Here is an 11,356-nt window from a genome sequence, read left to right as displayed (position 1 = left end):
TGTGCGCCTGGCTCAGGCACTGACAGCGACTTGGGCAGGGCTGCTTTGCGGAACAAACGCCGGGATGGGCGGGCTGCCGGCGGACAGGGTCAGTACCTCATAGCCGGTTTCGGTCACCAAAATGGTGTGTTCCCACTGGGCGGACAGGGAGTGGTCGCGCGTCACGATGCTCCAGCCGTCTTTCTCGGGGCCATCCTTGATGTCTCGCTTGCCGGCATTGATCATGGGTTCGATGGTGAAGGTCATGCCCGGTGTGAGCTCTTCGAGCGTGCCGGGGCGGCCGTAGTGCAGCACTTGCGGTTCTTCGTGGAATTTTTGGCCAATTCCATGACCGCAAAACTCGCGAACCACGGAAAACCCCTGTTTTTCGGCAAAAGTCTGGATCGCAAAGCCGATATCGCCCAGCCTGACCCCGGGCTTGACGCGCATGATGCCCTGCCACATGGCTTCATAGGTCACATGGCAGAGCCGCTTGGCCGCAATGGAAGCTTCGCCCACCAGGTACATGCGGCTGTTGTCGCCGTGCCAGCCGTCCTTGGTGATGACGGTCACGTCAATATTGACAATGTCGCCTTTTTTCAACGGTTTGTCGTTGGGAATGCCATGGCAAACCTGGTGGTTGATGGAAGTGCACAGCGACTTGGGATAAGGCACATAACCGGGAGGGCCGTAACCCAGGGTGGCCGGAATGGTGCCCTGGACCTGGGTCATGTAGTCATGGGCCAGCCGGTCTATTTCATTGGTGGTGACGCCCGGCTTCACGAAGGGGGTGAGGTAGTCCAGAACCTCGGAAGCAAGCCTTCCCGCCAGGCGCATGCCTTCAATTCCTGCGGCATCTTTGTAAGTAATACTCATGGCCCTGATTATCCCACCGCTCCCGGGCACATGCATTGAACCTGTTCACGGTCTAAACGGGGCCGCGCAAGCACCTTGTCGGGATTGGGATGCAAGGCGCGGTGCGACGCCCATAGCCCAGCTATGGGCTAGCGCCGCAACGCCGCAGACCGCCCGAAAAGGCGCTTGCCCTCCGTGTTGGGGTGAAATCGGGCGATTGAGCCACCCGATCCCTTGCATGGGCATTGGCCCATGCGGCGGTCTCGGTCGGCCCACTCATCCCGATTGCACCCCAACGCGACCCCGTTTAGACCGTGAACAGGTTCTTGCATGGGACCAAGGGGCTTTGGCTTTGACCCGAATGTGGCCCGAATGGGCCGCAAAAGTGCCCGGGCGCACCGGCAGCAAACCGGGGAAGGCCTTCAGTCGCTGATAAAATTACGGGTTAACGCTAGCCCGTTAAACCCAACAGCCATGCGCTGCCCACCTCCCATTACAAGGCCACCGCTACCGTGACCCTGCACCTGACGACTTTTGAGGGCGAACCCCACGGGATCAGCGCCCTCAGCGATTTCCGCGTCCAGCAACTCTTTCCCCGCCTGCAAGCCATCCACGACAAGATCGTGGGCATCAGTGCCCGGTTTGTGCACCTGGTTGCGACAGAGGCGCCGCCTTCAGACACCGTCAAGGGCCAGCTCGCAGCACTGCTTACCTATGGCGACCCTTGCGCCGCTTCCGCCGGCAAGGCCGATGACGCCCTGGTTTTCATCGTTTCTCCGCGCTTTGGCACCGTTTCGCCCTGGGCGTCCAAGGCCACGGACATCGCCCACAACTGCGGCCTGGCCGTCAAGCGCATTGAGCGAATCACCGAATACCGCATTACCTTGAAAAGCGGCTTTTTCAGCAAAACGGCCCTGACTGACGCTCAGCGAGAGCAGGTTGCCGGCCTGCTGCACGACCGCATGACCGAAAGCGTGATGTTGGATCGCGCGCAGGCTGCCGGCCTCTTCACCGAACTGCAGGGCGCGCCGCTGCAGACCATTGACGTGCTGGGAGGCGGCAAGGCCGCGCTGGAAAAGGCCAATGCCGAGTTCGGCCTGGCACTGGCGGCCGATGAAATCGACTACCTGGTCAATGCCTTCTCCCAGCTCAAACGCAACCCGACCGACGTCGAACTGATGATGTTCGCCCAGGCCAACAGCGAACATTGCCGCCACAAGATCTTCAACGCCGACTTCACGATTGACGGCGTGGTGCAGGAGAAAAGCCTGTTCGGCATGATCCGCAACACCGAAAAGCTGCACCCCCAGCACACGGTAGTGGCTTATTCGGACAACGCTTCGGTCATGGAAGGCTATAAAACGCAGCGGTTTTATGCCAAAAACGGTGCCGTATCGGCCTCCAGCCCAACAGAGACGGGCGCAAGCAGCTATCAAACTTATAGCGCCACCGATGACGTGTTGATGCACGTGCTGATGAAAGTCGAGACACATAACCATCCCACGGCTATTTCTCCCTTCCCTGGCGCTTCGACCGGTGCGGGCGGAGAGATTCGCGACGAGGGCGCGACCGGCCGCGGCTCCAAGCCCAAGGCGGGCCTGACAGGTTTCACCGTGTCCAGGCTGTTTGACGACGCCGCCACGTCCTATGGCAAGCCCGAGCACATCGCCAGCCCGCTGCAGATCATGACCGAAGGCCCGTTGGGCGGCGCGGCCTTCAACAACGAGTTCGGGCGGCCCAACCTCAACGGCTACTTCCGCGAATATGAACAAACCGTCGGCGGCCAGCGCTGGGGTTATCACAAGCCCATCATGATTGCGGGTGGCGTCGGCACGATTGACGCGGCGCTGACCAAGAAGATCCTGTTCCCGGCAGGCACGCTGCTGATACAGCTGGGCGGCCCCGGCATGCGCATCGGCATGGGCGGCAGCGCGGCCAGTTCCATGGCCTCGGGTGCCAATGCGGCGCAGCTCGACTTTGACTCGGTGCAGCGCGGCAACCCTGAGATTGAGCGCCGGGCCCAGGAAGTCATCAACCAGTGCGCCCAGCTGGGCGGGGCCAATCCGATCCTGGCCATCCATGACGTGGGCGCCGGCGGTTTGTCCAATGCCTTTCCTGAGCTGGTGAATGACGCCGGGCGAGGTGCGAAGTTTGATTTGCGTGCCGTGCCGCTCGAAGAAAGCGGCCTCTCGCCCAAGGAAATCTGGAGCAACGAGAGCCAGGAACGTTATGTGATGGCGATTGCGCCCGAATCGTTGCCGCAGTTCCAGGCTTTTTGCGAGCGTGAGCGTTGCCCGTTCGCGGTGATCGGTGTGGCCACGCAAGAGAAGCAACTTGTGCTATCCGACAAGGACGCAGCTCCCCCGGTCGACATGCCAATGAACGTGCTGCTGGGCAAACCACCCAAGATGCACCGTGACGTCAAATCCGTCAAGCACGCCATCAAGCCCATCGACCTGACCGGCGTCGACCTGCAAAAAAGCGCGATTGCAGTGCTCAGCCACCCGACCGTCGCGTCCAAGCGCTTCCTGGTCACCATCGGCGACCGCACCGTAAGCGGCCTCACGCACCGCGACCAGATGGTTGGCCCCTGGCAGGTGCCGGTGGCCGATTGCGCCGTTACGCTGGCCGACTACAGCGGTTTTGCCGGCGAAGCCATGAGCATGGGCGAACGCACGCCGCTGGCCACCGTCAACGCAGCTGCTTCAGGCCGCATGGCTGTCGCCGAAGCCATCACCAACCTGCTGGCCGCACCGATTGATTTGCCGCGCGTCAAGCTCTCAGCCAACTGGATGGCCGCATGCGGCGAGCCCGGCCAGGATGCGGCTCTGTATGAAACCGTCAAGGCTGTGGGCATGGAGCTTTGCCCGGCTCTGGGCGTGTCGATCCCCGTCGGCAAGGATTCGTTGTCGATGCGCACCGTGTGGAGCGACGGCGCTGACAGCAAGAAGGTCACTTCGCCAGTCTCGCTGATCGTGAGCGCCTTCGCCACGCTGCCCGACGTCCGCGGCACGCTCACGCCGCAGCTGAATCGCGATGAAGCCGACAGCACACTGATCCTGATCGACCTGGGCAAAGGCCAGAACCGCATGGGCGGTTCCATCCTCGCGCAAACGCTGGACAAGGAAGAGGGCGACGTACCTGACCTCGACGACCCGAAAGACCTGGTCAACCTCGTCAATGCCATCAATGCACTGCGCAAAGAGGGCAAGCTCATGGCCTACCATGACCGCAGCGACGGTGGCCTGTTTGCCGCGGTCTGCGAAATGGGCTTTGCCGGCAATGTGGGCGTGTCGCTCAACATCGACATGCTGCAGGTCGAAGGCGACGGCATTTCCGACAGCCGCATGGACACGGGCGACAGCAAGAACTGGGCAAGCCAGGTCGGCGCGCGACGCGAGGAGCTCACGCTCAAGGCACTGTTCAACGAAGAGCTGGGTGCTGTCATCCAGGTGGCCACGTCGGCACGCAACGAGGCCATGCAGACCCTGCGTGAGCACGGCCTCTCCAAATTCAGCCATTTCATTGGCAAGACCCGCCCACAGCATGCCTCGCTCGAAGTCGGCAAAGGTGAGATCCAGGTCTGGCGCGACACCAAGGCCGTGTTCTCGGCCAAACTGCAAGACCTGCACCAGGTCTGGGATTCGGTCAGCTGGAAGATCTGCCAGCAGCGCGACAACCCCGACTGCGCCAATACTGAACACGCGGCCACCGGCAACCCAGCCGACCCGGGCCTGCATGTGCAACTGACGTTTGATCCAGTCAAAGTGCTGTCGGCGCCCGCGCTCAACCTGTCGGCGCGGCCACGCGTTGCGGTGCTGCGTGAGCAGGGCGTTAATTCGCATGTGGAAATGGCTTACGTCTTCACCGAAGCCGGCTTTGAAGCCTGCGACGTGCACATGACTGACCTTCAAACCGGTCGCGCCAGGCTGGCCGACTTCAAGGGCATCGTGGCCTGCGGGGGTTTCAGCTACGGCGACACCCTGGGCGCAGGCATAGGCTGGGCGCGCTCGGTCACCTTCAACCCGGTGCTGTCTGAAGAGTTCAAGGCCTTCTTCGCGCGCCAGGACACCTTCGGTTTAGGCGTGTGCAACGGCTGCCAGATGTTTGCCGAACTGGCCGACATCATCCCCGGCGCCGAGGCTTGGCCACGCTTTACCACCAACCGCAGCGAGCGCTTCGAAGCGCGCCTGAGCATGGTCGAGGTGCTGGAATCCCCCAGCATCTTCCTGCAGGGCATGGCCGGCAGCCGCCTGCCGATCGCCGTCGCGCATGGCGAGGGCTATGCCAATTTCGCCTTCCGGGGCGATGCGTCCAAGGCGATTGCCGCCATGCGTTTTACCGATAACGACGGCAAAGCGACGGAAGCTTATCCGGCCAACCCCAACGGCAGCGCCGGCGGTTTGACAGCCGTGACCACGGCCGACGGCCGCTTCACGGCCATGATGCCGCACCCTGAGCGCGTGTTCCGCAACATCCAGAAGAGCTGGACTTCGGGCGATGCCGGCGAACGCAGCCCGTGGATGAGCCTCTGGCACAACGCGCGCAAGTGGGTAGGTTGATCAGCAGACAAAAGCCAGGGAGGCCCATGAATCGATTGTTCAAGCGTACTGTCTTCGCCGCCTTGTCCGGGTTATTGGCATGGAGCGCCTTCGCCGCCGACTTGCGCGTGCCGCTGCCCCAGCGGCCGGCGCTGGTCATTCCCCTGCCTGAGGGCTGGCGCGGCCAGGTGCTCCGCGCTACGCCGGACTTGCCACCGACCGTCATACTTTCGCCCTCCGCCGGAAAGGTGTTTGAGGTCATGATCACGCCCATCTGGCCGACCAGCGCCGACGCCAAGCCGCTGACGCCGGAATTCGTCCGGGCGATGACGGCTGCCGGGGCCCAAAGGGCTAAGGCGCAGGCAGTGGAAAAAGAACTCCCGGTGCGAGACTTGTCGGGCCAGGGGCTGTTCGGCTCCTATTTCTCGGCCACCGACCGGGCACCCAAGCCCGGTGAATACCGCAACCTGACCCAGGGTCTTGTCGCCGTCGGTGAATTGCATGTGGGGTTCACCATCCTGAGCAACGGTGACGCTGCGGCAGTGAACGGTCCCGGTCTCAAGATGTTGCAGTCGTTGCGACGGGATTGATTCGCAGGGCTAGCGGCCAGGCGGCGCCACTGCCGCCCCCTCGATCCCGTGCCGGGCCAAGGCCTGCGCCACAAAACCAGAGGCTTTCATCTCTTCGATGAACGATTCGAGGTAGCGCGCTGCATTGTCCCGCCCCTTGGGCATGCCCATCGCCTGGTTGATCACCATGAAGCGTCCCGGCAGCAGGCGCAACCCGGGAAGGCGCCTGGCGTCGGCTTGCAGCTGCTGCTTGACGCCGGCTGCTATCTCGATGCCCTGCGCAACCATCACATCGGTCACCGCCGGCGAGGTGGGGGCCTTCACCAGCCTGGCGGCTTTCAGTTCGCGAGTCAAATAGAGGTCATAGGCACTGCCGTTGCCGACCACAATGCGGTTGGCCGCCTGGTCCACCTCTTCATTGCGCCGGATGGGGGAGTCGTTTTTCACCAGGTAAGCACCTTCGATGATGACGTAGGGCGGCGTCTGCAGCATGTCGGCACCGCGCACCGGGTCAATGGCTACAAAAGCAATGTCCACCTGCGCATCCCTGACCGCCTCCACCACCTTGCCAGCAGAATTGAAGGTGACGAGTTCCACCGGCACACCGAGACGCTTGCCCAATTCGCGCGACAGATCCACCGAGACGCCCCGCGGCTCGCCGGTGACGGGGTCTTTCACCGCCAGGATGGGGTTGCCGAAATTGATGGCGGCCTTGAGCTTGCCGGAAGGCGCCAACTCAGTGACGGGTGCCTGCCGCGCAGAGGCGCAGCCCAGCAGCGCAAACGCAGCCAGCGACAGCACGGCCAGTGCAACAAGCCACCACCATGCGCCATTAGAGCTGCGCACCTGACCCGGGGACTGTCCCTCGCTCGCATGCGCTCCCGCGCCCGTGCCCGCAGCAAGCACCACCGCGTCCATGGCTTCCTTGAGACCCAAGCCCGTCAGGTCCCGCAAGCGCCGTATCGCCTCTATCCTGTTGCCCTGATCGAGCGCCTCTTGCACCTGCGCGGGCAGGGGTGTGTCAGCGGCGAATGCCTTTGACGCAAATCCCGCAGCCAGCGGTTCGCCGCGCATCGAGGCCTCCACCGCATCTTTCGCTTCCTGAAGGCCCAAACCCGTGAGGCTACGCAGCCGCTTAACCGCCTCTACCTTGTTGCCTTGGTCTAGTGCTTCTTGCACCTGCGCGGGCAGGGCGGAAGGAGAGTCGGGGTTGCTCATGCGACGCCCGACTGTGCGGCGAATTGAGGGAAAACAAGGCGTTTGGACATGGGGTCTCCAGAAAAGTGTGAGCCATTGGAGCGGTACCGGCTGCTCCCGTCAATCGGGAAACACGCCTTTTTCAAGGCAGACCCACCGGTCGCACATTGACCAGCATGGAAATAAAAACGCGGCCACATGGGCCGCGTTTAGGAAGGCAGTTTGCCTGCGGCTTATTCCACCTTGGCTTTTTTGCGCAGTTCTTCCTGGAACGCCGCCAGCTTTTGCTGCTGCATTTGCTGGGCGATCTGCGGCTTCACTTCCTCGAAGGAGGGGAGTTGGGCCGTGCGGATGTCGTCCACACGAATGACGTGGTAACCGAACTGGGTTTTCACCGGGGTATCGGTGGTCTGGCCCTTGTTGAGCTTGACCAGTGCCTCGGTGAACTCAGGCACATAGCTGGAGGGGTTGGCCCAATCCAGGTCACCACCCTTGGCACCGGATCCGGGATCCTTGGACTTCTTCTTGGCGATGTCATCAAACTTGCCGCCTTTTTTCAGGCTGGCAATAATTTCCTTGGCCTCGGCTTCCTTTTCGACCAGGATGTGGCGGGCCTTGTATTCCTTGCCGCCATTGGCTTCGGCAAATTTGTCGTATTCGGCCTTCAGCTCGACATCAGTCACCGGATTCTTCTTCTGGAAGTCAGAAAACAGCTCGCGGATCAGGATGGTCTGGCGGGCCAGTTCCATTTGCACCTTGACGTCGTCGCTGGAAGACAGCCCCCGCTTTTCCGCTTCCTGCATGAACACTTCGCGCGCAATCACTTCTTCACGGAGCTGGACTTCCATGTCGGGCGTCACTGGCCGGCCCGACTTGACGACCTGCAGTGCCAGCGAGTCCAGGCGCGATTTGGGAACGGCCTTGCCGTTGACGATGGCGACGTTCTGCGCCATGGCGCCTTGTGCGCCCAGCGCGAGCAGTGCCGCCACGGCGGTGCCGAGTAACAGATGTTTCTTCATGATGTTTTTGTAGTCCTTTGGTAATGCTTGAAAGCGTTTGGCAATGCGTGCTGACGTTGCCGTGGCTCTGTGCCGAAATTCAGGGGTAAATCAGCGCAGATTCAGGGTGACTCGATGACTTCAATCGCCAGGGCATGAAGACCCTGATCAATGAAATTTTGCATTGCATCATACACAAGCCGGTGGCGTGCCACGCGGCTTTGGCCGGTAAAGAGCGGGCTGGCAATGCGGATGCGAAAGTGGGTGCCGTAGCCTTCCGCGTTGGCGCCCGAATGTCCGGCGTGGGCAGCGCTCTCGTCCAGCACTTCCAGCCAGGTGGGTTGAAGCCGCGCCTTGAGCTGCTGCTCGATCTCGTGGGTGCGCACGGGCAGGGCGCTGGAAACGCTGGCGTTCATGGTGTGGCACCTGGTTTGATGTGCTTGTTCAGGTACACCGCCTGCGCCAGCACAAACACCACCATCAGACCGAGGCCGCCAAACAGCTTGAAGTTGACCCAGGTGCTGGTGGAAAACGTGAAAGCCACCCACAGATTGAGCAGGCCCATCACGGCAAAAAAACCAACCCAGCTGAAATTGACCACGCGCCAGATCGGGTCAGGCAAGGTCATCTGCGCGCCCATCAGGGACTTGATACCGTTTTTCTTCCACACCAGTTGTCCCAGCAGCAGCGCGCCGCCCATCACCCAGTACAAGACCGTGGGTTTCCATTTGATGAAGCTCTCGCTGTGGAAATAGATGGTGGCGCCGCCAAGCACCGTCACCAGCCCCAGGCTGATCCACAGCATGGTGTCGACTTTCTTGCCGCTTACCTTGAGCCAGAGGATCTGGGCCAGCGTGGCAACGATCACAACCACGGTGGCCAGCAGCACCGGCGCTTCTGCCGCGCCCACCACCCCCCCGGAAACCATAAAACCCAGCCACTCGGTCGCCGTAGCGGCAGCCCAATCCTTGTTGCCTTCGGCGTACTTGAACATGCCGAAGAAAAGGGCGATCGGCAAAAAGTCGAAAAGAATTTTCATAAACAGATTATCGCGGGGTAAAAGAGGCGAAAGAGCTCACTGGCGTTGGGTCCCGAATTAGCAAGCATGAGCCGCGGAACCGGCTTTGCCGGGCCGCAGGCGGGCGGCCCCTCGGGGGGCAGGAAGCTACGCGCAGCGAGCGACCGTGGGGGCTTCACTTCTTCTTGAAATCAAGCGCTGCCGAGTTCATGCAATACCGCAAGCCCGTCGGCGACGGGCCATCGGGGAACACATGGCCCAGATGCGCACCGCAGCTGGCGCACACGGTTTCGGTGCGCACCATGCCGTGCTTGCGGTCCACGATTTCCTCGATCGCACCCGGCACGGCTTCCTCCGAAAAGCTGGGCCAGCCGCAGCCGGCATCAAATTTGGTTTCCGACTCGAACAGCTTGGCACCGCAGCAGATGCAGTGGTAGCTGCCGTCAGCCCATACCGCTTCATATTTGCCGGTGTAGGGGCGTTCAGTGGCAGCGTGGCGCGTGACTTCAAAGGCCGCGGGTTCGGCTCCTTTTTCAGCCAGCAGGGCTTTCCACTCGGCGTCGGTTTTCTGGATCTTCGTGCTCATGTTCTGTTCCTGGCGTGAGTTGGCGGAGGTGTTACGAACTGCAACTGATTTCAATGGACGAGGCCCAGTCTGGGGGAAAATCCGCAAAGCTCTCGTGCCCCGGATGCTCATCAAATGGGGCCTGCAGCAAGGCAAGCAAGGTATCGACCCCGGAAAAGTCTTTTAGTTTCGCAGCGCGTATGGCTTGTTCGCCCAAATGGTTGCGCAGCACGAATTTGGGGTTATTTTTCAGCATCAAATCGGCCCGAAACCCTTGATCCACGTGCGCAAGGCGCTCTGAATACTGTAGCGCCCAGGCGTTGAAGGATTCCCGGTCAAAGAACAGGTCACGCAGGGGTTCATGGCCGCTTTGTGCTGTGAAACCATTCAGGCGCCGCCAGAAGATGGTGTAGTCCACCTTGTTGGCGGCCAACAATTTGAAGGTGTTGTCCACCAGGGCCTTGTCCTCGGGCTGCTCGTTCGCCAGGCCAAGTTTGCTGCGCATTCGGGCCTGCAATGCCTCGGGGAACACGGTTTTGTAGGGTTCCAGGGCTGCAAGCGCCTGCTCCTGGTCTTCAATCAGCGGCAGCAACGCCTGTCCCAGGCAGAACAGGTTCCAGTAGGCCATGTTCGGCTGCTTGTTATAGGCGTAACGGCCCTGGGTGTCTGAATGGTTGCAGATGTGGCCGGGATCAAACGCATCGAGAAACTGGAACGGGCCATAGTCAATGGTCAGCCCCAGGATGCTCATGTTGTCGGTGTTCATGACGCCATGGCAAAAGCCTGCAGCCTGCCACGCAGCCATAAGATGTGCGGTCTTTTCGCTGACGGCCTCCAGCAGCGCCGCATAAGGTTGTTTTGCCTCGCGGCAGGCAGGGTAAAACCGGTCGATGACGTAGTCGGCCAGCACCTTGAGCTGCGCATGCTGGTCGTTGTAGCTGAAATGCTCGAAGTGGCCGAAGCGGATGAAGCTTGGCGCGGTGCGGGTCACCACGGCGGCGGTCTCGATCTCCTCGCGCCGTACGGCCGCGTCGGAGCCGGTAACGCACAGCGCCCGCGTGGTCGGAATGCCCAGGCCATGCATCGCTTCCGAGCACAAAAATTCGCGAATCGAGCTGCGCAGTACAGCCCGGCCATCGCCCATGCGGGAGTAGGGTGTTTTGCCGGCGCCCTTGAGCTGGATTTCCTGTGGCCCACGCGGAGTATTGATTTCGCCCAGCAACAAGGCACGGCCGTCACCGAGCTGCCCGGCCCAGACGCCAAACTGGTGACCGCTGTAGACGCTGGCCAGCGGCTCGGAGCCGGGCAAGACGCTATTGCCGGTCAAGGCTTCCAGGGCAGCCTGAGATTCAAGCCATTCTGCGCCCAGTCCCAGCTCATGCGCCAGGCTGCGGCTGCGGCCAACCCAATAAGGGTCCGGCAGTGACTGCGGCCGCAAGCGGGTGTAGAAGTCGCCACCCAATTGGGCGAAGCTGTTGCTCCAGGTCAGCGAGGTGCCGGCAGAAGGGTCCGCAGTGTCGGGCGCCGGAAGGTTTGCAGAAGTCATCGGCAAATTGTCCCCTACCTGACATGAACCCGTGATTTCACGGGCAATCCCGCATGACCGTCATGTTGCGCTGCGGCATGATGACCGC

At 61.6% G+C, this 11,356-nt stretch carries 9 protein-coding genes and 1 pseudogene; 2 read left to right on the top strand and 8 right to left on the bottom strand.

Translation table 11 applies throughout. From position 1 onward, the window contains the following. Positions 1-12 precede the first annotated feature (12 nt). Positions 13-855: a type I methionyl aminopeptidase gene (gene map / locus AC1D11_RS14080; RefSeq protein ID WP_477648399.1), complete on the bottom strand. Its 843-nt coding sequence runs from the start codon at positions 853-855 to the stop codon at positions 13-15. 491 nt (positions 856-1,346) lie between these two features. Here map and purL point away from each other — a divergent pair, with 491 nt between their 5' ends. Further along, entirely contained in the window at positions 1,347-5,396 is a 4,050-nt protein-coding gene (purL, locus tag AC1D11_RS14075) for a phosphoribosylformylglycinamidine synthase (protein ID WP_477651311.1), read from the top strand. A 26-nt stretch (positions 5,397-5,422) separates the two neighbouring features. Next, on the top strand, positions 5,423-5,965 hold the full coding sequence (locus tag AC1D11_RS14070; protein WP_477648401.1) for a hypothetical protein: 543 nt from the start codon (positions 5,423-5,425) through the stop codon (positions 5,963-5,965). A gap of 9 nt (positions 5,966-5,974) precedes the next feature. Here the strand turns inward: AC1D11_RS14070 and AC1D11_RS14065 are convergent, their stop codons facing one another. The 7 genes and pseudogenes from AC1D11_RS14065 to AC1D11_RS14035 all read right to left on the bottom strand — a co-directional run bounded on the left by AC1D11_RS14065 (position 5,975) and on the right by AC1D11_RS14035 (position 11,268). Beyond that, complete coding sequence (locus tag AC1D11_RS14065) at positions 5,975-6,721, bottom strand: ABC transporter substrate-binding protein (RefSeq protein WP_477648442.1); 747 nt, start codon at positions 6,719-6,721, stop codon at positions 5,975-5,977. 312 nt (positions 6,722-7,033) lie between these two features. Continuing rightward, a pseudogene (locus tag AC1D11_RS14060) lies at positions 7,034-7,162 on the bottom strand (ribosomal protein L7/L12); the annotation flags it as partial. Between the two features lie 212 nt (positions 7,163-7,374). Continuing rightward, positions 7,375-8,160 carry a peptidylprolyl isomerase gene (locus AC1D11_RS14055; RefSeq protein WP_477648402.1) on the bottom strand — a complete coding sequence of 262 codons (786 nt, stop codon included), beginning with the start codon at positions 8,158-8,160 and terminating at the stop codon, positions 7,375-7,377. A 101-nt stretch (positions 8,161-8,261) separates the two neighbouring features. After that, positions 8,262-8,555 carry a BolA family protein gene (locus AC1D11_RS14050; RefSeq protein WP_477648403.1) on the bottom strand — a complete coding sequence of 98 codons (294 nt, stop codon included), beginning with the start codon at positions 8,553-8,555 and terminating at the stop codon, positions 8,262-8,264. Next, on the bottom strand, positions 8,552-9,178 hold the full coding sequence (locus tag AC1D11_RS14045) for a septation protein A (protein WP_477648404.1): 627 nt from the start codon (positions 9,176-9,178) through the stop codon (positions 8,552-8,554). The genes AC1D11_RS14050 and AC1D11_RS14045 overlap by 4 nt, the downstream gene beginning before the upstream one ends. Before the next feature lie 154 nt (positions 9,179-9,332). Further along, positions 9,333-9,743, bottom strand: a complete 411-nt coding sequence (gene msrB / locus AC1D11_RS14040) for a peptide-methionine (R)-S-oxide reductase MsrB (RefSeq protein ID WP_477648405.1) — start codon at positions 9,741-9,743, stop codon at positions 9,333-9,335. Between the two features lie 31 nt (positions 9,744-9,774). Continuing rightward, complete coding sequence (locus tag AC1D11_RS14035) at positions 9,775-11,268, bottom strand: protein adenylyltransferase SelO (RefSeq protein ID WP_477648406.1); 1,494 nt, start codon at positions 11,266-11,268, stop codon at positions 9,775-9,777. Between the last annotated feature and the right edge of the window lie 88 nt (positions 11,269-11,356).

Source organism: Polaromonas sp. P1_E11 (assembly GCF_056405995.1).
This window is presented reverse-complemented; position numbering and strand designations above follow the sequence as displayed.